We start from the raw sequence: 25599 nt of genomic DNA on the forward strand, positions 1-25599 counted from the left end.
AAAAAATAAAAAGGGCGAGCAAGCATGCCCGCTCCTTTATAAATTTATAATAAACTATTTAGTTATTTTTGTTACAACTCCTGAAGCTACTGTTCTACCACCTTCACGAACTGCAAATCTTAGTCCTTCTTCTAGGGCGATTGGTTTTTGTAGTTTGATTTTGAATGTTGCGTTGTCTCCTGGCATTACCATTTCTACGCCTTCTTCTAGTTCGATGTCTCCTGTTACGTCTGTTGTTCTAAAGAAGAATTGTGGTCTGTATCCACTGAAGAATGGTGTGTGACGTCCTCCTTCTTCTTTTGTTAGTACGTATACTTGACCTTCGAATTCTGTGTGTGGTTGTACGCTTCCTGGTTTTGCTAGTACTTGGCCTCTTGAGATTTCGTCTCTTTGTACTCCTCTTAGTAGGATTCCTACGTTATCTCCTGATTCTGCTTGTTCTAGGGATTTGTGGAACATTTCTACTCCTGTTACTACTGCTTCAGAAGTTTTTTCTGTTAGTCCTACGATTTCTACTGTATCGCCTACTTTTAGTGTTCCTTTTTCTACTCTTCCTGTTGCTACTGTTCCACGGCCTGAGATTGTCATTACGTCTTCTACTGGCATTAGGAATGGTTGGTCATTGTCTCTTTCTGGGATGTCAAAGTATCCGTCTACTTCTTCCATTAGTTTTAGGATTTTGTCTGACCATTCGCCTTCGCCACCTTCTTGTAGTGATTTTAATGCTGATCCTACTACTACTGGTGCGTCGTCTCCGTCGTATTCGTATTCTGTTAGTAGGTCTCTTACTTCCATTTCTACTAATTCTAGTAGTTCTGGATCGTCTACTTGGTCTTCTTTGTTTAGGAATACTGCGATTTTTGGTATTCCTACTTGGCGTGCTAGTAGGATGTGTTCTCTTGTTTGTGGCATTGGACCGTCTGCTGCACTTACTACGATGATTGCTCCGTCCATTTGTGCTGCTCCTGTGATCATGTTTTTAACGTAGTCAGCGTGGCCTGGAGCGTCGATGTGTGCGTAGTGTCTGTTTGCTGTTTCGTATTCTACTACTGATGTGTTGATTGTGATTCCACGTTCTCTTTCTTCTGGTGCTTTATCGATATTTTCGTAGTCGATGAATTCACCTGTTCCGTATTTTTTGTTTAGAGCTTGTGTTATCGCTGCTGTTGTTGTTGTTTTACCGTGGTCTACGTGACCGATTGTTCCGATATTAATATGTGGTTTGCTTCTTTCGAATTGTTGTTTACTCATTATATCCTCCAAATGTAATCATTTAGTCCTATTTTACCATAACTTAAATCAAAATTCTATATTTCACAATATTAAATTTATGTATTGATTATTTTTGTTTTTAGGTGTATACTATATAAATGATGCCACTTTAGCTCAGTAGGTAGAGCGCATCCATGGTAAGGATGAGGTCCTCGGTTCGATCCCGGGAAGTGGCTCCATTTTTTTGCTTATTTTTAAATTTAGCATTTAAAAAAGAGAGCTGTTATGCTCTCTTATTTTTTCTACTTAAAATTAATCCTCCGGAAGCTGTAAGAAGTATTGCCATAACTGATTCTATGCCACTTACTCCTGTGCTTGGATTGTTTATTTTATGTGTATTTTTTGATGTACTTATTTTTTTAGCTTGTTTTTCTTTTTTGCTTACTTCTTGAAATTCGTTTTTATCAGTTTTTATATTTTCTGTTGTCTCTTTATCAGTATTTTTAATCTTTGTTTCTAAACCATAACCAATTTTATAGGCTATATCATTTGTATATTCATATTCATCAGTTAGTCCAGGAACATCAACTGGTAATTTTCCTGTTGCAGCTATTTTACCAAAAACAACATCTAGTGAGAATGGAATATTTGGTCCAAATGTCTTAACCGGATCCTTGCCTTTTTCAGTTGGATCCATTCCTTTTGATCCATATGCTAAAACATGGGCATCCGAGTTTTTATATCTATCTAAATCATATGGTTTTCCAATACTAATAATAGCAGATTTTTTATCATTTTCTTTTGCAAATGTTGTAAGCATATCCGGTATTTTTGCTAACCAATCATCTTTGCTAAGTTGACCTGCTCTACCTATTTCACTTACACCAATTATATAATCATAATCTTTTGCATATTGTTTTAATATTTCTTCAGCTTTACTTGGATCGTCCTTGAAGTTTTCGAAGCTAAATACATCTAGGATTGCATCTTTATCAATAACCCCTTCACTTTGAAGTTTCTCATAACCATATTTAAATCCAGCTATCTCATTTTCATATGGAGTATATATTAATACTTTTTCTTTGGCTTTTGGATATAATGGTAAAAAGTCATTATTGTTTTTTGTAACTGTTATCGCTCTATCGGTAATTTCTCTTTGCTTTTCAAAATGCTCTTTATTACCGACTACATTTAATGCATTTGCAATTTTTTCTTCTAATGGAACTTTGTATTGATTTAGATCTAGAATTCCTCTTTTTTCTTTTAGTTTTAGTATTCTATAAACTGAATTATCTATTTGATTTTCAGAAATATTTCCTAGGTCTACTTCATTTTTAATTCTACCTATAATCGTATCTAATTTATTTAAATCTTCATTTTTTTCTAAAAGAGCAGGCATCAATGGAATATCAACACCAGCTTTAATTGCCATAACAACGGCATCTTCCTCGCCAAAATGATCTGCAATAGCTTGCATTTTCATAGCATCAGTAATAACTATTCCATCATAGTGCATTTTATCTCTGATAATGCCAGTTATAATATCATCTGATAAAGTGGCTGGAATTCCGATTTTCGTTCCATCTTTTTTCGAAATTGCTGTATCTTTTTCTAATTGAGGATATGATATATGAGCTGTCATAATCATATCTACTCCATCATTTGCAGCTTTTTTAAATGGAACTAATTCTAATTTTTCTACATCCTCATAGGATTTATCAACTACAGGCAATCCTAAATGGCTGTCAGTAGCAGTATCCCCATGACCAGGAAAGTGTTTAATAGCCGCAGATACACCTTGGTCTTGTATTCCTTTTACTACTTCTGATCCTAGTTCTCCTACTATATTTGGATCTGAAGAAATAGAACGAAGTCCAATTACTGGATTATTTGGATTATTATTTGTATCCATTACAGGAGCAAGATTTACGTTAATCCCCAACGATTTTATCTCATCAGCAATTATTTTTCCGTATTGATAGGCTAATTCTTTATCTCGTGTAGCACCTAGTGCCATATTTCCAGGTAAAGATGTACCTGTACCAAGTCTTACGACAATACCACCTTCTTGGTCAATAGAAATTAATAAAGGATCAAGACCATTATCTATGGCTGCTTGTTGAATATTATGAGTAAGTTTTGTAGTTTGTTCAGTATCGCGAACGTTTTCAGCAAATAGTATAACCCCACCTACTTTATACTTTACTATTGCATTTTTAATATCGTCATTAAGCTCGGTAACTTCCTTAAGTTCTCCATTCTCATCTTCCCAGTTTCTAAACTCTAGCATTAACATTTGACCAATCTTTTCATCTAAGGTCATTTTAGAAATTTTTTCTTCTATTTTTTTATCTTTTACTTTGTTAGTTTCTTCGCTAGATTCTACCTTTTCTACTGGTTTATCTTGACTTAAATTTTCGGATTTGTAATCTTCAGTTTCTACAATATCCTCTTCTACTTCTAATTGATCTTCAATATTTTCACTTTTTTCGTCAGTAAAAATATCATCTAGATCAGATGCATCATACTCAATAATATTTTCATTGGTAACTTCTGATGCCATAGCTATTGGACCTTGTGCTAATGAGATACCTAGGGCAAGCATTAGAGAAATTCCATACCTAAAATTTTTGTTCATACATTTATCCTCCCTTGTATTATAATAAGTATAAAATTTTGTAAACTTATAGTCAAGAAAACATTTTCTTTATTTAATATCTATTAACTTTATAATTAAATATACATATTTTTAAATAAAATTGGGTAATAATTAATATAGCAAAATTTATGGAGGCATATATTATGAAATGGGAAGATAGACGTAGGAGCTCAAATGTAAGACGAGGTCCTAGTATGAATAGAGGTGGATTTGGTGGAGGAGGTTCACGTGGTCCGGTTTTTTTACCAATGGGTAGAGGACGTGGCGGACTAGGCGGAATCATTTTCTTCTTTATTCTAATGGCATTAATGAGAGGTCTTTTTGGAATAGGATCAAACTTAGGAGAAGAGCAAACAAGAAATGAGCCTGATCAATACCAACAACAAACTCAGATAGAGCCAAGAACTAATTCACAAAGCAATGGTCGTGAAAGACTCGAGGACTTTTTATCAGTAGTTTTAGCTGACACAGAAGATGTATGGAATGCAAAATTTGAAGAAATGAATGCAACATATACAGAACCTACAATGGTACCCTTTACTGGATCAACTCGTTCAGCTTGCGGAGTTGCTCAGTCAAACATGGGTCCTTTCTACTGCCCTCTTGATGAAAGTATCTATATAGATGCAGATTTTTATAATCAATTGGTCAATCAATTTGGAGCTGAAGGAGACTTCGCTCTAGCATATGTTCTAGCTCACGAAGTTGGCCACCATGTACAAAATCAGCTTGGTATATTAGAACAAACTAATAAACTAAGACAGACTTTATCTACCAAGGAATACAACAAATACTCTGTAGCCCAAGAGCTACAAGCCGACTATTTTGGCGGATTATTTGCTTATTATGTGCAAGAAAAAGGATACTTAGAACCTGGTGATATAGATGAAGCAATGAATGCAGCTGCAGCAATCGGTGATGACAAAATTCAAGAAATGTCTGGTAGAAATGTAAATGTGGATACCTTTACTCACGGATCATCTGCACAAAGAAAAGAAGCTTTTGATCTAGGATATCAAAATCACGATATTGAACATTCCATGGTATTTTTTGATAGAATCCAATAAGAAAAGACCTCATACGAGGTCTTTTCTTATTTGCAATTATGACATAGTCCCCTATAAACTATTTCTTCGGACCGAATGTCATAATTAGTTAGTTCATCAGGTAAATTATGGTCGATTACTTCAAAATCACTTATACTACCACATTTTTCACAGATAAAATGTCCATGAAATCTTTTCCTAAATTCATATCTTTTACTGTTCATATTAAAATCAAGCTCTTTAATTATTTTCTTCTCTGCAAGTAGATTTAGAGTATTATATACAGTTGCTTGTGATATGACTGGATCTACTTCTTTAAGGTCCTTATAGATTTTTTCTGCTGTAGGATGCGTATGATTTAAAGCTAAATAATTTAGGATAAGCAATCTTTGGTGAGAAAGTCTTATACCTTTTTCTTCTAATAATTCTTTAAGATCATTTATTCTATTTTCATTATTGAGATTTTGAATCTCACGTATTTTACTATCCATAGCAGCCCTTTCTTTTATTTAGTATACATTACAAATTGATTTTATCAATATTTATAATTATATACTAAAAAAAGCTCACAAAAGTGTGAGCTTTTTTTATAGTATTTGTTTAAAACTATGCAAGTTCTACTTCTGCACCAGCTTCTTCTAACTGAGATTTTAAAGCTTCTGCATCGTCTTTTGATAGTTTTTCTGCTACTGTTGCAGGTGCACCATCAACTAATGCTTTAGCTTCTTTAAGACCTAGACCAGCTGCATCTTTAACAACTTTGATTACGTTGATTTTAGCTTGTCCAGCTGATTTAAGAACTACATCAAATTCTGATTTTTCTTCTGCTGCTGCTTCTCCACCAGCTGCTGCTGCTCCTGGAGCTGCTGCAACTACTGCTGCTTGTGCTGTTACGTCAAATTCTTCTTCGATTGCGTGTACTAGGTCAGATAGTTCTAGTACTGTAAGATTTTTAATATCTTCTAATAATTGTGTTACTTTTTCGCTTGCCATTTTAATTCTCCTTTTATTTTTATTATTCAGCGTCGCTTTCTGCGTTTTCTTCTGTATTTTCTGCTTCTACTGCTTCAGCAGTAGCTTCTGTTTCTTCTACTTCTGTTGTTGGTTCACTAACTTCTTCTGCTACTTCACCATTTTCTTCTCTTTTAACACGTACTGCATCAAGAGCAAGAGCAATTTTAGCAACTGTATTATTAAGGTCTCCAGCAAGAGTGCTGATTGGTGATAATAATACATTTGCAAGCATTGAGTAAAGAACATCTTTGCTTGGTAATGATGCAATTGAAGTCATTTGTTCGCTAGTTTGAATCAATCCATCAACTAGACCTGCTTTAATAAGAAGTTTTTCTTTTGCTTCATCGCTTTCTTTTCTGTAATCAACAGCAACTTTTGGTCCTGATACTGAATCTTCGTTTGAGAAGATTAAAGCATTAGCTCCTTTAAGTTCACCTGTTAAATCACTGTATCCAAGTTCTTCAAAAGCAAATCTCATCATTGTGTTTTTGTAAACTTTATATTCTGAGTTACCTTCTCTAAATTTTGTACGTAAGTCAGTGATTTCTTGTACATCCATTCTGTCGAATCCAACAAGAGTTACAGATTTAGAATTTTCGATTTTTTCTTTAATTTCATTAACAACTTCTTGTTTAGCTGCTATAGCTTTTTCGCTCACTTTTTCACCTCCTAAAGGCTTTTTGGTAGGTATTAAAAAACCCCCACTTAAAGTAAGCATATTTAATATGCTTACATCGGTGGGGATGTAAGTTTCATTTATCCCACCTATACGCAATTATTAAACATTACTGTCTGCGTAGTCTTTGGTAGCCTGTTTATTTGACTATGATATTATATCATATATTTTTATTTTTGCAAATTATTTTTCAACTAAATCCATTACTCTTTGTGGAGAAAGTTTTACACCAGGTCCCATAGTACTTGTTACAGTAACTGATCTGATATATCTACCTTTTGAAGATGCTGGTTTTGCTTTTACTACTGCTGTAAGTAGAGCGCGGATATTTTCAGCAAGTTTTTCTTGTCCAAATGAAATTTTTCCAGTTGGAACGTGGATTAAGTTTGCTTTATCTGTTCTGTATTCTACTTTACCTGCTTTGATTTCTTCGATAGCTTGTTTTACATCCATTGTAACTGTTCCAGTTTTTGGGTTTGGCATTAAACCTTGTGGGCCAAGGATTCTACCAATTTTACCAACTGTAGCCATCATATCTGGTGTTGCTATAACAACATCAAAGTCTAACCAGTTTTCGTTTTGAATTCTTTCTGCTAATTCATCTCCACCTGCAAAATCTGCACCTGCATCTAATGCTTCTTGGATACGATCTTCTTTAACGAAAGCAAGTATTTTTTGTTCTTTACCTGTTCCGTGTGGAAGAACTATAGTACCTCTAACTTGTTGATCAGCGTGACGGCTATCAACACCAAGTTTTAGGTGAAGTTCTACTGTTTCATCAAAGTTTGCTTTAGCTGATTCTTCTACTATTTCTAATGCGTCGTTTAATTCATATTCTTGTGTTGAGTTATATGAATTTTTAGATTCTAAATATTTTTTTCCTCTTTTTGCCATTTAATTCCTCCTTGTGGTCAGTCGAGTTTCCTCTCCCACTAATCTTCTACAGTAACTCCCATAGATCTTGCTGTTCCTGCTATCATGCTAACTGCAGCTTCTAAGCTTGCTGCGTTTAGGTCTTTCATTTTTGTTTGAGCTATTTCTTCTAGTTGGCTTCTTTTGATTGTTCCAACTTTATTTTTGTTTGGCTCACCTGATCCTTTATTTAGGTTGATAGCTTTTTTGATTAATACTGGTGCTGGTGGCGTTTTTGTTATAAATGTAAAGCTTCTATCCGTAAATACTGTTAGCTCTACCGGTATAATCATTCCAGCTTGATCTGCTGTTTGTGAATTAAATGCTTGTACAAAGTCCATAATATTAATTCCGTGTGGACCTAGTGCTGTACCTACTGGTGGTGCTGGTGATGCTGCTCCTGCTGGTACTTGTAATTTAACTACTGCTTGTACTTCTTTATCTGCCATAATTTACCTCCTTGTGGTTATATCGGGGGATTACCCTCCCACTTTCTAGCAGTTTTAAAACTAAATAGTTTCGATATCTGTAAATTCTAAGTCTATTGAAGTATCACGCCCAAATATATCTACAAATGCTTTTATAGATTGTTTTTCTTGATCTACTTCTGTTACTTTTCCTACAAAATCCTTAAATGGACCTGCAATAATATTGATATCATCTCCCACAGCTACATTTATATCTAGGATTGGTTTTTTCTCTTTTACACCAAATTTTCTGACTTCAGCTGGTGTAAGTGGTACAGGTTTTCTATCTGGTCCCACAAAACCGGTTACCCCTTGGGTGTTTCTGATGATGTACCATGATTTGTTGGTTACATTCATCTTTACCATAACATAGCCTGGGAAAAGTTTTCTAGTTTTTACTTTTTTCTGATCGTTTTTTACTTCTACGTATTCTTCTGTTGGCACTGTAACATCGATTATGTCTGGGTTTTGCTCGTTATCAATCATTGATCGAATTTTATCGCAAACTCTGTTTTCATAACCTGTGTAGGTATGAACTACATACCATTTTGCTTTTTCAGAAGCTTCGCTGGTTTCTTCTACTGTATCATCTACAGCTTCGGCTTGATCTTCTAAAGGTTCGTTTCTGTCAAAAGAATCTGTCATTGGTCACCTACAAATTGATTAAGAAATTCAATAGGTTGCTAAATACAACTTTATCTAAGAACCAAATTACAAGGCCTGTAATAATACTGATTGCTAATACTAATAATGTATATTCAATAGTATTTTCTTTACTTGGCCATTGAATTTTTTTTCTTTCTCTCCCAACAGAGGCGAAAAAACCTTCTTCTTTTTTTGCCATATTTTGCTCCTATTTTGTTTCTCTATGCAATGTATGTTTTTTACAGAATGGGCAATACTTATTTAACTCAATTCTTTCTTGATGAGTTTTTTTATTTTTTGTAGTATCATAGTTTCTGTTTTTGCATTCAGTACATTCTAATTTTACTTTATCTGCCATTAAAACACCTCCTATTTAATATACGGATAATTCCTACAAGTGTTAATAATACCATCCATAAAAGACTTTGTCAACCTAATTTTGCTCTAATTTTTCGAAAAAAGTTATTCTTTTATTTACCAAAAATTTCCTTAAATCTTCTAGGTCATGATTTGAGAAACACTGGTCTTGATATCCTAATAATATTTCTTCAATATCTGGTAAAACATATACATCTTCATCAAACATTTTTCCAAGATATATATCCTCCCTGTCATAGTAAACCTCAGGTGGATAGTCTTCTAGTTTTGATGTATTAAAAATTATAAAACTATCATTAGAGTAAACTTTATCTTTTACAATAAGTACGCGTTCTTTTGGATCTATTAGTCTGCCTGTTTTAAAATCACGCATCTAAGCTTAAACCCTCTTCATTAATAACATCAACTATTTCATTTGCTACTTTTGAAGCAAGATCATCACTTTCAGCTTCTACCATAACTCTTATAAGTGGCTCTGTACCACTAGCGCGGACTAAAACTCTACCGCTATCAGCAAGTCTTTGGGTAATTTCTTCTACCTTTTGATTTACTTTTTCGTTATTTAAAGTAGCTTCTTTATCTTTAACCTTAACATTTACTAAAGTTTGTGGGAATATTGTTAGATCACGGGTTAGAGATTTTAAATCACATTTTTGATCAATCATTGCCTCCATAACCCTAAGTGAAGTTAATATTCCATCTCCAGTATTTGCATATTTTCTAAATATAACGTGGCCTGATTGTTCTCCACCGATTTCATAATCATTTTCTTCCATTGCTTGATGAACATATTTGTCACCTACATTTGTTTTTACATATTCAATGCCTAAATTATCTAAGGCTTTGTAAAGACCAATATTGCTCATTACTGTAGTAACAACAGTATTTGATGGAAGTTTTCCTTCATCCTTCATGTGTTTAGCGCATACATAAATTATAGAATCACCATCTACCACATTACCTTCGCTATCTACTGCTATACATCTGTCAGCATCTCCATCAAAAGCAAAACCTATATCTAATTTATTTTCTACCACAAATTTTTGAAGGTGTTCTATATGAGTGGAGCCTGCATCAACATTTATATTAAATCCATTTGGCTTATCATTCATTACATAAGTATCAGCGCCTAGTGCATCATAAACTGGTTTTGCAATTGTAAAGCTTGCACCATTTGCACAATCAAGACCAACCTTTATACCCTCAAAGGATTTATCCACTGTTTGGATTAAAAATGCAATGTATCTATTTCTTCCACCTATAAAGTCAACTGTACGTCCAATATTTTCTCCTACTGCAAGATCTATATCGGCAATATCACTGTCAATGTATGCTTCAAGTTTTTCTAAAAACTCATCATTCATTTTTTCCCCATTTGAATTTATAAGTTTTATACCATTGTCATAGTAAGGATTGTGGCTTGCAGTAATCATAACTCCACAATCAAAGTCTTCACTTCTTACTATATAAGATACAGATGGAGTTGGTGTTACGTGAAGTAAGTGGGCATTTGATCCAGAAGATGTAATACCTGCTGACAGTGCGTCTTCAAACATATATGATGATCTTCTAGTATCCTTACCAATTACAATTTTTCCCGAATATCCATTTTTTTTATTAAAATAATCACCCAAAAATCTTCCTATTTTAAAAGCATGGTAGACATTTAGTCCCTTATTTGCTTCTCCTCTAAAACCATCGGTTCCGAAATATTTCATAAAACCTCCTCATACTTTTTAATATGTATATCTGTTTTTTATATTTTTATTATACACTTTGAGTTAACTTAAAAAAACTAATGGTTATTAAAATTTCTATTGGGTAAAATTTATTTGAGGTGATTTTATGAATTTAGAAAACTTAAACAATGAAAAACTTTATATAAACGGTGAATATATAGACAGCACTAGCGGAGAATTTATCGATGTCGAAAATCCAGCAACAGAAGAAATTTTTGCTAAAATCCCTAGTGCAAATGAAGAAGATATAAATAAAGCTGTTGATGCAGCTTACGAAGCATTTAAAACTTGGTCAAAAACTCCCCTTAGCGAAAGGGTTGACTTAGTAAAAAAATTAAATCAATGGATAGATGCACACCAAGATGATTTTGATAAGCTAATCTTGCTTGAACTCGGTATCCCAATTCATGTTGGCCATGGTTCTCAAGTTGGAAGACAAGTAGATCGTACAAATGTATTTATTGAACAAGTAGAAAATATTGATTTAGAAACTCCAATGGAAGGTGGTATCTTAGTGCGAGAACCAATCGGAGTTGTTGCATCTATTACCCCATGGAATTATCCATTGGGTCAAATAATCCAAAAAGTAATCCCAGCTCTATTATCTGGATGTACAGTTGTACAAAAACCTGCAACTATTACACCACTTTCTGCTTATTTACTAACAAAAGGTATTAATGAAGTTGGTTTCCCAAAAGGAGTATTTAATCTAGTTACTGGACAAGGATCAGAAGTCGGAGATATACTAAACAAACATCCAAAAGTTGCTATGATTTCTTATACTGGTTCGTTGGCCGGAGGAGCTGCATCAGCAAAAGCTGGTATGGATACTGCGACAAAAGTAGTTTTAGAACTTGGTGGGAAATCACCGGCAGTATTTGTAAAAGGTGCAAATGTCAAAGAAGCGGTTGAACAAGTTTTAGGTACAGTTTATAAAAACATTGGGCAAACTTGCTCTTGCCTATCTCGTGCAGTTGTCACAGAGGATATATATGATGAAGTATTAGAAGAATTTCTAAAACAATATGAAAACTTCCCTGCGGGAGATCCAACAAATGAAAATACAGTGGTAGGTCCACTATCTAGTAAAAAGCAATTTGAAAGAGTAAAAGGTTATATTGAAAAAGGCATTGAAGAAGGAGCGGAATTAATCCGTGGAGAAGTGCCTAATAAAAATGGCACAGGTTACTACGTAAAACCGGCCATATTCACAAATGTAAAACCTGGTATGAAAATCCACGACGAAGAAATCTTTGGCCCTGTTTTATCTATCATAAAAGTAAAAGATGTTGAGGAAGCTATAGAAGTTGCAAACTCAGTTGACTACGGTTTATCCTCAGCAGTATTCGGTGAAAATGATAAAGCACTAGAAATCGCAAAACAAATCTATGCTGGCGAATGTTATGTAAATACATCTACAAAAGGACCAAACTTGCCATTTGGAGGCTATAAACAATCAGGTATTGGACGTGAGGGTGGATTATACGGATTACTTGAATATTATGAATTAAAATCAATATATACAAAATAAATTTTGAAGAGCCTAGGCTCTTCTTTTTTTGTGCAAAAATATACTATAATGATAATATGACAAAATTAGATTATATACCAAAAACAGATATTAAAATGATGCATGTAGACAAGTCTTACACTTTTGGTGTGGATTCTATAATACTCTTAGATTTTGCAAAAATGAAAAAAGGAAAGACTTTAATAGACATAGGCAGTGGATCTGGAATACTTAGTTTAGGAGCAAATGCTTATTATAATTTAAAAGAAGTTTATGCAGTTGAAATCCAAGATGAAAAATCCGAATTATTAGAAAAAAATTTAAAATTAAATGATATATCTAATATTGAAATTATAAATAAAGATTTAAATCAAGTTGATCTTGAAACAAATACTGCCGATTATATAATAACCAATCCTCCCTACTACAAGATAAGCGATAATATAAATAATAAAAGCGAAGAATTTTTAATATCACGCCAAGAAAAATACTTGACCCTACAAAACATTTTTGATTTTGCAAATAAGACTTTAAAAGACAGGGGCAAAATGTATATGATTCACAAACCCGAACGTATGGTAGATATATTTAAATCTTCGGGAAATTTAAAAACTAAGAGGATAAGATTCGTTCAATCAACTTATAATAAAAAACCACAATTTATACTTATCGAATTTGTAAAAAATGCAAATGATGGATTAAAAATAGAAGATCCTCTTATTATTTATAAAGATGGAACTTATAGCGAAGAAATGAAAAAAATCAACGGTCATTTATAAAACGTACAATTTGTAATATATTTAACAAAATGTTAAAATATTATTGATTATAATTTTCTAAAGGAGGAGATATGAAAATTAATAAATTTAAATCTATCGTTCTGGCTCTTTCATTATCCCTAGTTTTCACAGCTTGTGATAATAATAAAACAAATGAGCCAGCAAAAGAGACCGAACAAAAAGCTGAAGTAGATCATAAAAATCAGGCTGACTCTTCAACAACAGAATCTAAAGAAAAAGAGTCTGAAAAAAAAGATAATACATCAAATAAAGAAGATGACAAAAACGAATCTAATTCATCTTTAAAGGACGGTACATACAAGGCTAGTGCTAATGGTTATGATCGTGAATTAAACCTAGAAGTAACAATTGCTGATGGCAAAATTTCTGACATAGAGCTTTTAGAAAATCACGAATCAGATGCTGTAATTAATAGAGCATTTCCTATCATTAAAGAAAGAATAATTGAAGCAAATAGCCCAGATGTAGACTCTGTATCTGCTGCAACATACTCAACAACAGCTATTAAACAAGCAACATTAGATGCACTAGAAGAAGCAGGCCTTGAAAAAGACTCAATTAAAGTAAGTAATTCAACAGGCTATGAAGAAGATAGAGAATTAACCGAAGCTGAAGATAAAACTACAGATTTACTTGTAATCGGTGCTGGTCCAGCAGGTCTTGCTTCTGCTATCCAGGCTAAACAAGATGGTGTAGAAGACGTTACATTAATTGAAAAAATGGATATCTTAAGTGGTAACGGAAAATTTGATATGAACTTCTTTGATATGGCAAATTCAGAAGCTATGAAAGCTAACAATAATGAAGTTTCCAAAGATGAATACAAAGAAAAATATCAAGAAAAATCTTGGGACAGTGAAGATAGAATTGATGCTGTAACCGAAGGTGCTTTTGAAGTAGATAGCTGGCTAAGAGATCAAGGTATAGATTTAGATTATAACTTTGGTGAAGATGGATCTATGAACCACATGGCTAAAGAAGATGAATATGCCGGAGATTATATCCAAACAAAACTTGAAGCTATAGCTAAGGACCTTGGCGTAGAAATCATCCCAGGTACAAAAGCAACTGATTTAATAATCGAAGATGGTAAAGCAACTGGAGCTGCAGTTGAGGATAAAGAAAACACTTATAAAATTAACGCTACATCTACAGTAATAGCAACAGGTGGATTTGCAAATAATCCTGAGTTACTCGCAGAATACATCCCTGGCGCTGAAGAAATCCCAACATCTAACCAAATAGGTGCGACAGGAGATTTTGTAGAAATAGCTAAAAATCATAACATTAAACTAGGCGATATGGAAAAACCATCTGTATTCCCTAAAATCCTAGACCCAAGACGTGACCTAACAGGTGCATTTGATAGCAACTTTATTTTTGTAAATGAAAATGGAGAAAGATTTATCGACGAAACAAGTGGTGATATAGAGTATGGTCAAGAAATGATGAAAAATCGTCCAGTTTATTATATATTTGATGAAACAGCAAAAGATTCATTTTACAGATTATCTAACCAAGTAGAAAAGGGATACATTGACGAATATGATTCTGTAGAAAAACTTGCAGAAGCTATAGGATGTGAAGCAGATACTTTAAATGAAACTATTGACACATACAATAAAGCTGTAAAGGGTGAAGTAGATGATCCATTTAGAGAAGAAGCAGCAGAAGCTGAAATAAATAAAGATGGCAAACTATATTGTGTAAAAGTAACTCCTGCCCTACACATGACAAAAGGTGGAATAGTTGCAAATGGAAAAGCTCAAGTTTTAGATAATGAAGATAATATTATCGAAGGACTTTATGCAGCAGGTGAAGTAACTGATACATCAGGAGCTTACTCATCAGCAGTTATATTTGGTAGAATCTCAGGTAAATCTGCAGCAGAAAATATTAACAAATAAAATAATTATATAACACGTCTAATTTGTTTTAGGCGTGTTTTTTGATACAATAAATTAAAGGAGTTTTTATGGACTATCAAATTTATTTTATCCCAACACCAATAGGAAACCTCGAAGATATGACAATTAGGGCAATAAATACTTTAAAAGAAGTGGATATAATTGCTTGCGAAGATACTAGAGAAAGCAAAAAATTACTTGACCACTATGACATTAATAAGCCCCTTACCTCCTATCATAAATTTAATGAAACAAGCAAATCTATAGAAATAATTGAAAATGCACGAGCTGGAAAAACATATGGAGTAATAACTGATCAAGGTATGCCAGGCATTTCGGATCCTGGACATATTTTGATAAAAAAATGTATAGAAGAAAATATTTCCTATACAATTTTACCGGGCGCAAGTTCCATAATTACAGCCCTTGTAGGCTCTGGACTTAGTAATGAAAGATTTTCTTATTATGGCTTTATTCCAAAGAAAAATGGAGATAAAAACAAACTATATAAAGAATTAGAAAATGAATCCAAGACAGCAATTCTTTTTGACACTCCCCACAATTTAGAAAATACTATCGCTGACTTTAAGGAAAATTTTGCCGATCGTAAACTTTGCATCGCACGTGAACTTACAAAAAAATTTGAAGAATATGTATTAGTAGATATTTCAGATATAAATATAGATGATATAATCTTAAAAGGTGAATTTGTATTAATTTTATCTGGTAAAGTTGATGCCCAAGATAAAGAACTAAAAGATTATGAAGATATAATAAAAACACAAATCAACGATGGTTTAAGAACAAAAGACATAGTAAAAAGTATAAAAGAGATAAGCGATTTTTCAAAAAATGAAATTTATGAATATGTCTTATCTTTAAACAAATAAATCGGGTACAGGACCCGATTTTTAATTTACTCTTTTATTACTATCACCAGTTTTAATAACATCTACTGCATTATTTAGTGCAAATTTCATTTGATTCTCCAAAGCAGTTTCGGTAAAAAATGCAACATGATTATACATATCAACTTTTGGATGATTTAGTAACTTATTAAATAATTCATCGTCATAAGATGGATTATCTTTTCCATAGATTCCTTCTTCATTTTCATAAACGTCTAAAGCTGCTCCAGCTATTTTCTCATTATCAATTGCTTCTAGTAGGGCATTTGTATCAATAAGTCCTCCTCGAGATGTGTTTACAATAAAGGAATCATCTTTCATTTTGTCAAAAGCATTTTTGTCAAATTGATGGAAATTCTCATCTACTAAGGCTGCGTGAACAGATATAATATCTGATTTTTCTAAAAGTTCATCAAATTCTACAAACTCTATTATATTTTTTGCGTATGTTTTAGGATGTGGCGTTGTAGCTATAACATCTACTCCAAAACCATCTAAGGCCTGTGCTACAAGGTATCCTATATTACCTAATCCATATATTCCTAGAGTCTTTCCCCTTATTGTTTGTCCTAATTTATTTTCTGAAAAACGAAAATCTTTATTTTTCATATCCTTTTGTATTTCACTATCTCTTTTTAAGAGTTTTAGAATCATCATTACTGTAAATTCAGCAATGGATTCTGGTGAATAATCAGGGGTATTTGTGATGATAAGACCAGCTTCATCTGCCTTTTCTAAATTGATTTTATCGTATCCAACTGAGGTTATTGATATTTGCTTAATACCGTAGTCAGCAATTTTTTGATACATGTCATCACTAATCTCACTGGATGCAGTTACAACTAATCCATCAGCACCTTCAAGTTTATCTAAATTGTCTTTCTTGATAGGTTCATCAATTATATATACTTCTATATTATTTTCCTTTTCCCACTCTTTAATATATTTTTCAGAAAGTGGGTTTGGATTATATATGCATATTTTCATTTATTGCTCCTTTAAAAGTTTATATAATATCTCTACCCTAATTTTAGATAAAATAAAAAGAACCACTTAGGTTCTTTATATCATAAATTATTTTTTTCTGTTTTTTCTTTTAGCTGCGTCATTTTTTTTCTTTTTAATAACGCTTGGTTTTTCGTAGTGTTCTCTTCTTCTGTATTCAGAAAGTACACCGGATCTTGCGCATTGTCTTTTGAATCTTTTAATTGCACTATCGATTGATTCGTTTTCTCCAACTCTGATTTCTGTCATCTCTATCCCCCCTCTCGTATAACACAAAAATTTTTTCAGATTCTATTGTAGTCATTTCTAGCCTGGAGGCCAGTGAAATGCTCTGCCACCTAGAACATGAAAATGCAAGTGAGGTACTGTTTGTCCCCCATCTTCGCCGATATTTGTAACAACTCTATATCCTTCTAAATTATTTTCATTAGCTAATTTTTTAATAGCTAGCATAATTTTTGCTAATAGATCGCTGTCACTTTCATCGAGCGTAGCTAAACTTGTTATGTGCTTTTTTGGTATAACAAGAAAATGGATAGGCGCTTGTGGATCTAAATCATTAAATGCAATTATATATTCATCTTCATAGATTTTATCAGTAGGAATCTCTCCTGCTGCAATCTTGCAAAATACACAATCCATACTTCACCCCCATTGCTATTTATAATACCACAATAAAAAAATGAAGTCAATAAATAATATTGATAAATGCACATTCTATACATTTATATTATCAAAAAGTAGTTTTTTAAATACGCTCCCCCACAAGTTCATCCTTAATTATATCAGTAATTTTAACATCAATAATTGAATTTGCCGGGATGTCCTCTTTAACATTTACTTTTAAATAATTTGTAGAGTATCCTCCGCTATAACACTCCAGGTCTGATTTAGATTCTACTAAAACTGATAAAACATTTCCTATTTGTTTTTCTAAAAATTCTTTACGGTTAGTTTCTTCAATATTTTCTAAATCATGGAGTCTATCCTTTTTGCTTGTGCCATCTATTTGGTCTGCCATTTTTGCAGCACGTGTACCTTCTCTTGGTGAGAATTTAAATAAATGGGTTTTTGAAAACTTAATTTCATTTACAAAACCCATAGTTTGCTTGTGATTTTCTTCAGTTTCTCCAGGGAAACCTACTATGATATCTGTAGTTATCCCGGCATTTGGGAAAACTTGTCTAATCTCTTTTACTTTTTCTTTATATAAAGCTCTATCATATTTTCTGTTCATTGCTTTTAGAACATCATCTGATCCGGATTGCAATGATAAGTGAAAATGATCACAAGCCTTGCCTGTTGCTTTCATTCTTTCTAAAAATTCTATAGAAATATGCCTTGGTTCCATAGATGAAAGTCGTATTCTTTCTATTCCATCTACTTTTGCTACAGCTTCAATAACATCTATTAGGCTAGATCCGTCCTCAAAGTCTTTACCATAGCTTGAGACATGTATACCTGTTAAAACTATTTCTTTGAAGTTATTTTTAGCTAGTCTTTTCGTTTCCTCAACAATTGATGAGATGCCACGACTTACAATATTGCCTCTTGCATAAGGAATTAAGCAATAGGAGCAATACATATTACAGCCATCTTGGATTTTTAGATAGGCTCTTGTCATCTCTGTTTGATTAGAAATTTGTAGCTCTTCAAAAGTTTTACTTTCGCTTGGAGAGATGATTTTATCAATTGCACCCTTATTTTGTAAGACATCTTCGCAAAGTTCTACAACATTTTCTTTATTACGAGAACCTAGGACAATGTCCACTCCCTCAATTGATGCAACCTCCTCAGGTTTTACTTGAGAATAGCAACCCATAACGGCAACTACTGCTTCTGGATTATCACGGCGTGCTCGGGATATCATTTGTCTACTTTTTCTATCACTCATATTTGTCACTGTACAGGTATTTATTACGTAAATATCAGCATTATCAGCTGCTTTTTCGTATCCCTTTTTCAGGAATAATTCTTCTACAGCTTCAGATTCGTATTGATTGACCTTACAGCCTAGAGTGATTATGTTAAATGTATTTGCCATTAGTCAAATAAGTCCTTTAATTTTGCAAAAAAGCCTTTTTCATGAGCCTTTACTTCTTCCCCTAAAGTATTAGCATAGGCTTCAAGGGCTTCTTTCTGTTCATTGTTTAAATTAGTTGGTGTTACAACTTGAACATAGAAGTATAGATCTCCAGTTCTTTTTGTCCTACCATCGGTAATTCCTTCTTTTTTAAGATTAAATCTTGTACCAGATTGAGTTCCTGCTGGTATTTCAAACTTTCTAGTTTGGTGTAGGGTTGGAATTTCTATTTCTCCCCCTAAGGCTGCTGTTGGGAAAGATATTGGTATATCGTAATAAATATCTAGGCCATCACGTTTAAATATTTCATGATCCTCTACATCAATAATTACATATAAGTCTCCATTTGGACCGCCATTTTCTCCAACACTACCTTTATTTGAGATGCGCATTACATTATTTTTTTCAACCCCTGAAGGGATATCAACTTTTATGCGTTCAGATTTTACAATTGTTCCTTGCCCGTGGCATACCTTACATGGATCATCAATAATTTCACCAGTTCCACCACATTTATCACAAGTTACAGTTCTGCTCATTCTACCGAAAGGTGTTTGAGCAACATCATTTACAATTCCTGCCCCGTTACATTTATCACAAGTATGAACTGAACTTTCATCACGAGCTCCAGTTCCATTACAAGTATCGCATTCTACTTCGCGTCTTACTTGAACTTCTTTACTTACTCCAAAAGCAGCTTCTGCAAATGTTAGTTTGACTATTTGTTGAATGTCAGCACCTTTTGTAGGTCTTTTTGTAGACCCTCCACCAGTACCGTAAAATAAATCGCCAAATAGATCACCGAAAAGATCTCCAAATCCTCCGGAGAATCCGCCATATCCACCAGCTCCTCCATTTTCAAAGGCAGCTGCACCGTATCTGTCGTATTGGGCTCTTTTTTCACTATCTGATAATATTTCATAGCTCAAAGTTGCTTCTTTAAACTTTTGTTCTGCTTCTTGATCCCCAGGATTTAAATCGGGGTGATATTTTTTAGCAAGTTTTCTGTATTCTCTTTTTATTTCTTGGTCGCTAGCATCACGACTAACGCCAAGTACCTCATATGGATCTTGCATTTTTCCTCCATTTACACTTAAAAAAAGCTATTTCACAATGAAATAGCTTTTATTTTATTTAGATTATTATACTTATTTTGTTTAAGTTTGCTATTATAAATCAAATTTATTCTTCATCATCATCGATAACTTCGTAGTCAGCATCTACTACATCATCATCAGCAGCATTTCCTGCTTCTGCACCTTCTGCTCCCGCAGCTTTGTACATTTGTTCACTCATTGAATAAATTTTTTCTTGAAGAGCTTCTGTTTGAGATTTGATTTCTTCTGTGTTATTTGAAGCGATCGCATCTTCTAATTTTTTGATTTCTGCTTCGATTTCATCTTTTTGAGCACCTTCAATACCAGATTCTTCTAGAGTTTTTCTTGATTGGTAAACTAAACTTTCTGCATTATTTTTTGCATCTATATCATCTTTTTTCTTTTTATCTTCTTCAGCAAATTGTTCAGCTTCTTTTACTTTTTTATCGATTTCTTCTTCTGTTAGGTTAGAAGATGATGTGATTGTAATTTTTTGTTCTTTTCCTGAACCTTGGTCTTTTGCAGTTACATTTACTATACCATTTGCATCAATGTCAAATGTTACTTCGATTTGTGGTACACCACGTCTTGCTGCAGGGATTCCTGTTAGTTGGAAACGTCCAAGTGTAGTATTATCTGCTGCCATTTCACGTTCACCTTGTACAACGTGGATATCTACTTCAGTTTGACCATCTGCTGCTGTTGTAAAGACTTGTGATTTTTTAGTTGGAATTGTAGTATTTCTTTCGATAAGTTTTGTTGCAACTCCACCTAATGTTTCGATTCCTAGTGATAATGGTGTAACGTCTAATAGTAATAAATCTTTAACTTCACCAGTTAGTACTCCACCTTGGATAGCTGCACCAAGCGCTACTGATTCATCTGGGTTGATATCTCTTTGTGGTTCTTTACCAACTAAGTTTTTAACTAAGTCTTGTACAGCAGGTATTCTTGTAGATCCACCTACTAGTAGTACTTTGTCAATGTCAGAAGATTTTAGTCCTGCATCTGATAATGCATCTTCTACTGGTTTTCTTGTTTCTTCAACAAGATCTTTTGTAAGTTCATCAAATTTAGCTCTACTAATAGAAATATCTAAGTGAACTGGTTGTCCATCTACTGCTGTAATAAATGGTAGGTTTACATTAGTTGTCATTGTTGATGAAAGTTCTTTTTTAGCTTTTTCAGCTGCATCTTTTAGTCTTTGCATAGCTGTAAGATCTTTTGTAAGGTCTACGCCATTTTCTTTTCTAAATTCGCTTGCTAAATAATCTACTAATTTATTATCAAAGTCATCCCCACCTAGTTTGTTGTTACCGCGTGTTGAAAGCACTTCAAATACTCCATCACCAACTTCTAGGATTGATACGTCAAATGTACCACCACCTAGGTCGTATACCATGATTTTTGATTGGTCATCTTCTTTATCTAGACCATATGCAAGAGATGCTGCAGTTGGTTCGTTGATAATTCTATCTACTGTAAGCCCTGCAATTTTTCCTGCGTCTTTTGTTGCTTGTCTTTGAGCATCAGTAAAGTATGCAGGTACTGTAATTACTGCATTTGTTACAGTATCATTCAAATATTTTTCAGCATCTGATTTTAATTTTTGAAGAATCATTGCAGAGATTTCTTCTGGTGAATATTTTTTGCCATCAATTTCTGCTGTTTTATAGTCAGAACCCATTTCTCTTTTAATAGATGAGATTGTTCTGTCTGGGTTTGTGATTGCTTGTCTTTTAGCTGTTTCACCAACTAATCTTTCACCATCTTTTGAGAATGCAACTACTGATGGTGTTGTTCTGTTTCCTTCACTATTTGGGATGATTACTGGAGAACCACCTTCCATTACAGCTACTGCTGAGTTTGTTGTACCTAAGTCAATTCCTATAATTTTTGCCATATTAATAGCCTCCTATTTTGCTACCTTAACCATTGCAGGTCTTATAACTTTATTGTTTAATTTATAACCTTTTTGAAATGTTTCTATGATGTGATCACTTTCAACCTCATCAGAATCTTCTGCTAAAACCGCTTGGTGAACATTTGGATCAAATAATTCGCCATCAGATGGGATTTCTTCTAAACCTTCGTTTTTGAGAATATTTAGCATTTCATCGCGAGTCATTACAATTCCCTTTACAAGTCCATTTTCAGGATCTTGGTCTTTAAGGGCCCTATCAAAGTTATCTAATACCGGTAAAAGTTTTTCTACCAAGTTATTTACTGCAAATTTTTTGAAATCTGCCTTGCTAGCTTCTTCTCTTTGCTTATAATTTGTAAAATCAGCTAATAGTCTTTGATATTTGTCTTTAAACTCGTTAAAATCTTCTTCGATTTTCGTATCGTTTATTTCATCTTCTTTTTCTTCATCTATAAGTTCATAATTATCATCGATAATCTCGCCATCGATTACTTCATCTTCTTCGATAATTTCTTCATCAGCAAGCTGGTCTTCATTCAGCTTGTCATCATTTATTTTTTTATCATCCATCCTTAAACTCCTTTAGTTATTAAGTAGAGTAGATATCATCATGATATCGGATATTACATCAACATAATTAATTCTTGTAAGTCCGATGATGCCGATATGGCCTACAATATCATCATTTATTTTAAAAGATGATGTTATAACTGTATTTTCCTTTAGCTCATCAAGCTCATTTTCATAACCGATTGAAATATCCAATTTATCATATATGCTGTTACCCAAAAAACTATTTAATTTTTCTTTACTATCTAATAACTTAATAAAATCACGTGCCTTTGATAAATCGTCGTATTCTTTAAAATTGAAAATATTGCCTAGGCCCTCAATTTGAATCTCTTTATTGAGACTTTTAAAGGATTGACCTTTAAGTCTTTTTTCAATAATTTCAAGCAATGATTTGTAATCATTTAGCAAAGTTGTTTCAAGTAATCTTATATTATCATAAAGCTCATTGATATCCGTTCCTACCATAGTTTTTTTAAGAACGTTATTGATAAATAAAAGCTGCTCAGAATTGATTTCATAGTTAAGATATATACTATCTTTTATAATCATTCCATTATCAAAAACTGCTAATAAAAGTAATTGTCTATCTGATAATTTTATTAGCTCCATATTTACCAAAGTTTTTATTTCGTTTTTAAGTGTCATGGATACTGCTGTAAGATTTGTTATTTCAGCAAGCATCCTAGTTGCAGTCTCAATAATGTCTTCTGCATTGTGATATCTTTTATCAAGTAAGTTTATAATCGTATTACTTTGCTTTGCCCTAGATATATCCTCCATTTCATTTTCAAGAATATAATCTACAAACATTCTGTAACCCCTATCAGAAGGAAGTCTTCCGCTTGAAGAGTGAGCTTTTTCAATTAAACCCATTTTTTCAAGAGAACTCATTTCGTTTCTGATGGTTGCGGGAGATACATTTAAGTTGTAAGTATCAGCAAGGCTTTTTGAACCTATTGGTTCACCATCTGTGATGTAAGAGTCTATGATAGAGAATAATATTTTTAGCTTTCTATCATCCAAAATTTTCTCCTTTAGCACTCTTTGGTATCGACTGCTAGCATTAATATACTATCTAAAAACACCCTGTCAAGATTATATAATTAATCTTAAGAATTCATTAGATAAATTCATTCCATTTTGGCTAAATTTGAAGTTTTGATCTATAATAAAAAAGTCTTGATTATCAAATTTTTTTATTTCTTTTTTATACTTAATAAGAAAATCTTCTCCAAACTTATTTTTAAATTCTTCAAGATTAATCCCTGCTGTTTCTCTTAGCTTAAAAATTATATATTCTTTTTCTCTATCTTCATTATTAATATAAATTTTATCTTCAATCGGGAGTTTATTTTCTCTAATCATTTGTTCAAAATGTATGAAATTTCTTGTATTGCTATACCTATAATTTGATAAATAGCCTGATCCACTCATACCAAAGGCAATATAACCATCACCCTCCCAATATTTTTTATTATGATAGGACTCATAGCCCTCTTTAGCAAAGTTAGAAATTTCATATCGCTTAAGTCCAATATCCGAAAGCTCATTTATGATATTATCAAAAATTTTAACCTCTGTATCATCTTCCATCAAATCTAATTTTCCTTTTTTATCAAGGGCAGAAAATCTTGATCCTTCCTCTAATATAAGTGAATACCAGGATATATGCTCAGGCGATATTTTTTTTACCATTTCTATATCATTTTTAACTGACTTATAATCTTGTTTTGGTAAGTTTAGCATCAAATCAAAGCTAAGATTATCAAAGCCTAGCTTTCTGATTAAATCTATGTCATTTAGTGCAATCTCAGCCGTATGATCTCTCCCAATTGCTTTTAAAACTTTATTATCAAATGATTGCACACCCAATGATATTCGATTGATTCCTAAGTCTTTGTACAAAAGTAATTTGTCTTTTGAAATAGAATTTGGGTTGCATTCGATAGTAAATTCTTTTATTTTATCTATTTTAAATCTTTGTATTGCTTTTATGATTTGTTCTATATATTTTCCATCTATATATGAAGGCGTTCCTCCACCTATGTATATAGAGTCAATCTCACAACACAATCTATCTTGATATAGTTTTATCTCTTTTAGTAAATTATTTATGTAATCATCTATCCTATGTTCAACATTCATGTATGCACAAAAATCGCAATAGTAGCATTTTTTTTGGCAAAAGGGAATATGAATATAACAACCTACTTTTTGCATCTTTTCTCCTTATTACTAAATAATAAAAAAGATGGCTGGTGCCATCCTTTTTAAATTATCATATTATAATTTGCTAATGTTTCAAACACTATATCTCTTTTTTCAAGATCCTTATCAATTATGATTTGCTCATTTGCTATGCCATTTTCTCTTAATGTATACAAAGAATCTAGAACAAATATTTCACTTCCCACCACATAAAAGTAAGCATCTGATTTTTCTTTTGCAATTTCAACTAACTTTTCTAAGTACTCATTTCTAGATTCTAGCCAATATTTAACAAAACAAGAACCATCCACACATTCAAAGTCCTTTTCGTATAAATGATTATCTTTCTTGTTTACATTTATACTAATTAATTCTGGTATGTTGGAATTATCTATTTCAAATTTTTTTATAAGCGGTCTCATGGTTGACATCGCAAGTCCTTGGGAAAGTAAAACTATTGGCTTATCCTCACGGCGTAATGCCATATGAGATTTTATTTTAAAAATAGTAACCTCATCTCCCACATTAAGATTTGAAAGAGCTTTTTTAAAAACTGATTTTCTAATAGGAATCTTTGTTGTAAATCTAATATTTCCCTCATCTGTCAAAGTGTTTATACTTAAATGGTGGACTAACTTTTTGTTTATTTCACTACCTGTATCATATCCTGGTAAAGCCAAGTGGAAACTAGAACCTTCATCCCACATTAATTCGTCTGGCTTTTCTAAAGTATAGGTAAAAACATTTTTGTATTCTTCTTTTATATCTAAAATCTTTACTTGATATTTATCCATAATAACTCCTTAATGATAACTATTATCACTAGTATTACTATA

The 25599-nt window shown here is 32.8% G+C and carries 27 protein-coding genes and 1 tRNA gene; 6 read left to right on the forward strand and 22 right to left on the reverse strand.

The features are described from left to right. Positions 1-54: 54 nt before the first annotated feature. The gene (gene tuf, locus ACKRLN_RS04085) at positions 55-1251 is read right to left on the reverse strand and encodes an elongation factor Tu (RefSeq protein WP_416334984.1); all 1197 of its coding nucleotides are present in this window, start codon (positions 1249-1251) and stop codon (positions 55-57) included. A gap of 124 nt (positions 1252-1375) precedes the next feature. Between tuf and ACKRLN_RS04090 the strand changes: the two genes are divergently transcribed. Further along, positions 1376-1451: transfer RNA gene (locus ACKRLN_RS04090), tRNA-Thr, on the forward strand. A gap of 44 nt (positions 1452-1495) precedes the next feature. On the opposite strand, the gene ACKRLN_RS04095 is transcribed toward ACKRLN_RS04090, so the two are convergent. Beyond that, on the reverse strand, positions 1496-3850 hold the full coding sequence (locus ACKRLN_RS04095; protein WP_416335336.1) for a glycoside hydrolase family 3 N-terminal domain-containing protein: 2355 nt from the start codon (positions 3848-3850) through the stop codon (positions 1496-1498). A 164-nt stretch (positions 3851-4014) separates the two neighbouring features. On the opposite strand from ACKRLN_RS04095, the gene ACKRLN_RS04100 reads away from it, so the two are divergent. Next, on the forward strand, positions 4015-4938 hold the full coding sequence (locus ACKRLN_RS04100; RefSeq protein ID WP_416335337.1) for a neutral zinc metallopeptidase: 924 nt from the start codon (positions 4015-4017) through the stop codon (positions 4936-4938). Between the two features lie 26 nt (positions 4939-4964). Here ACKRLN_RS04100 and ACKRLN_RS04105 read toward each other — a convergent pair whose 3' ends face one another. From ACKRLN_RS04105 to glmM, 10 genes are all read right to left on the reverse strand, one after another. Beyond that, the gene (locus ACKRLN_RS04105; protein ID WP_416335338.1) at positions 4965-5408 is read right to left on the reverse strand and encodes a Fur family transcriptional regulator; all 444 of its coding nucleotides are present in this window, start codon (positions 5406-5408) and stop codon (positions 4965-4967) included. A gap of 115 nt (positions 5409-5523) precedes the next feature. Continuing rightward, positions 5524-5910, reverse strand: a complete 387-nt coding sequence (gene rplL, locus ACKRLN_RS04110; RefSeq protein ID WP_203127418.1) for a 50S ribosomal protein L7/L12 — start codon at positions 5908-5910, stop codon at positions 5524-5526. A 22-nt stretch (positions 5911-5932) separates the two neighbouring features. Beyond that, on the reverse strand, positions 5933-6589 hold the full coding sequence (rplJ, locus tag ACKRLN_RS04115) for a 50S ribosomal protein L10 (protein ID WP_203127417.1): 657 nt from the start codon (positions 6587-6589) through the stop codon (positions 5933-5935). Positions 6590-6790: 201 nt separating this feature from the next. Continuing rightward, a complete protein-coding gene (gene rplA, locus ACKRLN_RS04120) occupies positions 6791-7501 on the reverse strand; it encodes a 50S ribosomal protein L1 (RefSeq protein ID WP_416335339.1) in 711 nt (236 codons plus the stop codon). 38 nt (positions 7502-7539) lie between these two features. Continuing rightward, the gene (gene rplK, locus ACKRLN_RS04125; protein ID WP_203127415.1) at positions 7540-7968 is read right to left on the reverse strand and encodes a 50S ribosomal protein L11; all 429 of its coding nucleotides are present in this window, start codon (positions 7966-7968) and stop codon (positions 7540-7542) included. Positions 7969-8028: 60 nt separating this feature from the next. Continuing rightward, positions 8029-8631 carry a transcription termination/antitermination protein NusG gene (nusG, locus tag ACKRLN_RS04130; RefSeq protein ID WP_203127414.1) on the reverse strand — a complete coding sequence of 201 codons (603 nt, stop codon included), beginning with the start codon at positions 8629-8631 and terminating at the stop codon, positions 8029-8031. A 7-nt stretch (positions 8632-8638) separates the two neighbouring features. Further along, a complete protein-coding gene (gene secE / locus ACKRLN_RS04135) occupies positions 8639-8830 on the reverse strand; it encodes a preprotein translocase subunit SecE (RefSeq protein WP_203127413.1) in 192 nt (63 codons plus the stop codon). 9 nt (positions 8831-8839) lie between these two features. Beyond that, positions 8840-8989 carry a 50S ribosomal protein L33 gene (rpmG, locus tag ACKRLN_RS04140; protein WP_203127412.1) on the reverse strand — a complete coding sequence of 50 codons (150 nt, stop codon included), beginning with the start codon at positions 8987-8989 and terminating at the stop codon, positions 8840-8842. A gap of 75 nt (positions 8990-9064) precedes the next feature. Beyond that, positions 9065-9382, reverse strand: coding sequence for an aspartate 1-decarboxylase (aspartate alpha-decarboxylase) (locus ACKRLN_RS04145; RefSeq protein ID WP_296141118.1), 318 nt, complete (start codon positions 9380-9382; stop codon positions 9065-9067). After that, positions 9375-10727: a phosphoglucosamine mutase gene (glmM, locus tag ACKRLN_RS04150; RefSeq protein WP_296141116.1), complete on the reverse strand. Its 1353-nt coding sequence runs from the start codon at positions 10725-10727 to the stop codon at positions 9375-9377. The genes ACKRLN_RS04145 and glmM overlap by 8 nt, the downstream gene beginning before the upstream one ends. A gap of 127 nt (positions 10728-10854) precedes the next feature. On the opposite strand from glmM, the gene ACKRLN_RS04155 reads away from it, so the two are divergent. The 4 genes from ACKRLN_RS04155 to rsmI all read left to right on the forward strand — a co-directional run bounded on the left by ACKRLN_RS04155 (position 10855) and on the right by rsmI (position 15855). Continuing rightward, positions 10855-12279: an aldehyde dehydrogenase family protein gene (locus ACKRLN_RS04155; RefSeq protein ID WP_416335340.1), complete on the forward strand. Its 1425-nt coding sequence runs from the start codon at positions 10855-10857 to the stop codon at positions 12277-12279. A gap of 56 nt (positions 12280-12335) precedes the next feature. Continuing rightward, entirely contained in the window at positions 12336-13037 is a 702-nt protein-coding gene (locus ACKRLN_RS04160; protein WP_416335341.1) for a tRNA1(Val) (adenine(37)-N6)-methyltransferase, read from the forward strand. Positions 13038-13108: 71 nt separating this feature from the next. Next, a complete protein-coding gene (locus tag ACKRLN_RS04165; RefSeq protein ID WP_416335342.1) occupies positions 13109-14965 on the forward strand; it encodes an FAD-binding protein in 1857 nt (618 codons plus the stop codon). A gap of 68 nt (positions 14966-15033) precedes the next feature. Continuing rightward, positions 15034-15855, forward strand: coding sequence for a 16S rRNA (cytidine(1402)-2'-O)-methyltransferase (rsmI, locus tag ACKRLN_RS04170; RefSeq protein WP_416335343.1), 822 nt, complete (start codon positions 15034-15036; stop codon positions 15853-15855). Positions 15856-15876: 21 nt separating this feature from the next. Here the strand turns inward: rsmI and ACKRLN_RS04175 are convergent, their stop codons facing one another. From ACKRLN_RS04175 to ACKRLN_RS04220, 10 genes are all read right to left on the reverse strand, one after another. Further along, on the reverse strand, positions 15877-16860 hold the full coding sequence (locus tag ACKRLN_RS04175) for an NAD(P)-dependent oxidoreductase (protein ID WP_416335344.1): 984 nt from the start codon (positions 16858-16860) through the stop codon (positions 15877-15879). Positions 16861-16947: 87 nt separating this feature from the next. Continuing rightward, entirely contained in the window at positions 16948-17127 is a 180-nt protein-coding gene (rpsU, locus tag ACKRLN_RS04180) for a 30S ribosomal protein S21 (protein ID WP_203127404.1), read from the reverse strand. 57 nt (positions 17128-17184) lie between these two features. Then, a complete protein-coding gene (locus ACKRLN_RS04185; protein WP_203127403.1) occupies positions 17185-17520 on the reverse strand; it encodes a histidine triad nucleotide-binding protein in 336 nt (111 codons plus the stop codon). Positions 17521-17626: 106 nt separating this feature from the next. Continuing rightward, entirely contained in the window at positions 17627-18922 is a 1296-nt protein-coding gene (gene mtaB / locus ACKRLN_RS04190; protein ID WP_416335345.1) for a tRNA (N(6)-L-threonylcarbamoyladenosine(37)-C(2))-methylthiotransferase MtaB, read from the reverse strand. Beyond that, the gene (gene dnaJ / locus ACKRLN_RS04195; protein WP_203127401.1) at positions 18922-20037 is read right to left on the reverse strand and encodes a molecular chaperone DnaJ; all 1116 of its coding nucleotides are present in this window, start codon (positions 20035-20037) and stop codon (positions 18922-18924) included. The genes mtaB and dnaJ overlap by 1 nt, the downstream gene beginning before the upstream one ends. 106 nt (positions 20038-20143) lie before the next feature. Beyond that, positions 20144-21961 carry a molecular chaperone DnaK gene (gene dnaK, locus ACKRLN_RS04200; RefSeq protein WP_203127400.1) on the reverse strand — a complete coding sequence of 606 codons (1818 nt, stop codon included), beginning with the start codon at positions 21959-21961 and terminating at the stop codon, positions 20144-20146. A 12-nt stretch (positions 21962-21973) separates the two neighbouring features. Then, entirely contained in the window at positions 21974-22552 is a 579-nt protein-coding gene (gene grpE, locus ACKRLN_RS04205) for a nucleotide exchange factor GrpE (protein ID WP_416335346.1), read from the reverse strand. 12 nt (positions 22553-22564) lie between these two features. Then, entirely contained in the window at positions 22565-23578 is a 1014-nt protein-coding gene (gene hrcA / locus ACKRLN_RS04210; protein WP_416335347.1) for a heat-inducible transcriptional repressor HrcA, read from the reverse strand. A 72-nt stretch (positions 23579-23650) separates the two neighbouring features. Beyond that, a complete protein-coding gene (gene hemW, locus ACKRLN_RS04215) occupies positions 23651-24775 on the reverse strand; it encodes a radical SAM family heme chaperone HemW (RefSeq protein ID WP_416335348.1) in 1125 nt (374 codons plus the stop codon). Positions 24776-24825: 50 nt separating this feature from the next. Further along, the gene (locus ACKRLN_RS04220) at positions 24826-25557 is read right to left on the reverse strand and encodes a hypothetical protein (protein WP_416335349.1); all 732 of its coding nucleotides are present in this window, start codon (positions 25555-25557) and stop codon (positions 24826-24828) included. Between the last annotated feature and the right edge of the window lie 42 nt (positions 25558-25599).

Origin of the sequence: Anaerococcus sp. AH8042_DFU013_CI05 (assembly GCF_047936775.1) — a bacterium.
Lineage (GTDB): Bacteria > Bacillota > Clostridia > Tissierellales > Peptoniphilaceae > Anaerococcus.

What these genes read in the sequence shown, in the direction of transcription:
- tuf (WP_416334984.1), bottom strand. Translation starts at nt 1,251, where the DNA reads ATGAGTAAACAACAATTCGAAAGAAGCAAACCACATATTAATATCGGA.
- ACKRLN_RS04095 (WP_416335336.1), bottom strand. Translation starts at nt 3,850, where the DNA reads ATGAACAAAAATTTTAGGTATGGAATTTCTCTAATGCTTGCCCTAGGT.
- ACKRLN_RS04100 (WP_416335337.1), top strand. Translation starts at nt 4,015, where the DNA reads ATGAAATGGGAAGATAGACGTAGGAGCTCAAATGTAAGACGAGGTCCT.
- ACKRLN_RS04105 (WP_416335338.1), bottom strand. Translation starts at nt 5,408, where the DNA reads ATGGATAGTAAAATACGTGAGATTCAAAATCTCAATAATGAAAATAGA.
- rplL (WP_203127418.1), bottom strand. Translation starts at nt 5,910, where the DNA reads ATGGCAAGCGAAAAAGTAACACAATTATTAGAAGATATTAAAAATCTT.
- rplA (WP_416335339.1), bottom strand. Translation starts at nt 7,501, where the DNA reads ATGGCAAAAAGAGGAAAAAAATATTTAGAATCTAAAAATTCATATAAC.
- rplK (WP_203127415.1), bottom strand. Translation starts at nt 7,968, where the DNA reads ATGGCAGATAAAGAAGTACAAGCAGTAGTTAAATTACAAGTACCAGCA.
- nusG (WP_203127414.1), bottom strand. Translation starts at nt 8,631, where the DNA reads ATGACAGATTCTTTTGACAGAAACGAACCTTTAGAAGATCAAGCCGAA.
- secE (WP_203127413.1), bottom strand. Translation starts at nt 8,830, where the DNA reads ATGGCAAAAAAAGAAGAAGGTTTTTTCGCCTCTGTTGGGAGAGAAAGA.
- rpmG (WP_203127412.1), bottom strand. Translation starts at nt 8,989, where the DNA reads ATGGCAGATAAAGTAAAATTAGAATGTACTGAATGCAAAAACAGAAAC.
- ACKRLN_RS04145 (WP_296141118.1), bottom strand. Translation starts at nt 9,382, where the DNA reads ATGCGTGATTTTAAAACAGGCAGACTAATAGATCCAAAAGAACGCGTA.
- glmM (WP_296141116.1), bottom strand. Translation starts at nt 10,727, where the DNA reads ATGAAATATTTCGGAACCGATGGTTTTAGAGGAGAAGCAAATAAGGGA.
- ACKRLN_RS04155 (WP_416335340.1), top strand. Translation starts at nt 10,855, where the DNA reads ATGAATTTAGAAAACTTAAACAATGAAAAACTTTATATAAACGGTGAA.
- ACKRLN_RS04160 (WP_416335341.1), top strand. Translation starts at nt 12,336, where the DNA reads ATGACAAAATTAGATTATATACCAAAAACAGATATTAAAATGATGCAT.
- ACKRLN_RS04165 (WP_416335342.1), top strand. Translation starts at nt 13,109, where the DNA reads ATGAAAATTAATAAATTTAAATCTATCGTTCTGGCTCTTTCATTATCC.
- rsmI (WP_416335343.1), top strand. Translation starts at nt 15,034, where the DNA reads ATGGACTATCAAATTTATTTTATCCCAACACCAATAGGAAACCTCGAA.
- ACKRLN_RS04175 (WP_416335344.1), bottom strand. Translation starts at nt 16,860, where the DNA reads ATGAAAATATGCATATATAATCCAAACCCACTTTCTGAAAAATATATT.
- rpsU (WP_203127404.1), bottom strand. Translation starts at nt 17,127, where the DNA reads ATGACAGAAATCAGAGTTGGAGAAAACGAATCAATCGATAGTGCAATT.
- ACKRLN_RS04185 (WP_203127403.1), bottom strand. Translation starts at nt 17,520, where the DNA reads ATGGATTGTGTATTTTGCAAGATTGCAGCAGGAGAGATTCCTACTGAT.
- mtaB (WP_416335345.1), bottom strand. Translation starts at nt 18,922, where the DNA reads ATGGCAAATACATTTAACATAATCACTCTAGGCTGTAAGGTCAATCAA.
- dnaJ (WP_203127401.1), bottom strand. Translation starts at nt 20,037, where the DNA reads ATGCAAGATCCATATGAGGTACTTGGCGTTAGTCGTGATGCTAGCGAC.
- dnaK (WP_203127400.1), bottom strand. Translation starts at nt 21,961, where the DNA reads ATGGCAAAAATTATAGGAATTGACTTAGGTACAACAAACTCAGCAGTA.
- grpE (WP_416335346.1), bottom strand. Translation starts at nt 22,552, where the DNA reads ATGGATGATAAAAAAATAAATGATGACAAGCTGAATGAAGACCAGCTT.
- hemW (WP_416335348.1), bottom strand. Translation starts at nt 24,775, where the DNA reads ATGCAAAAAGTAGGTTGTTATATTCATATTCCCTTTTGCCAAAAAAAA.
- ACKRLN_RS04220 (WP_416335349.1), bottom strand. Translation starts at nt 25,557, where the DNA reads ATGGATAAATATCAAGTAAAGATTTTAGATATAAAAGAAGAATACAAA.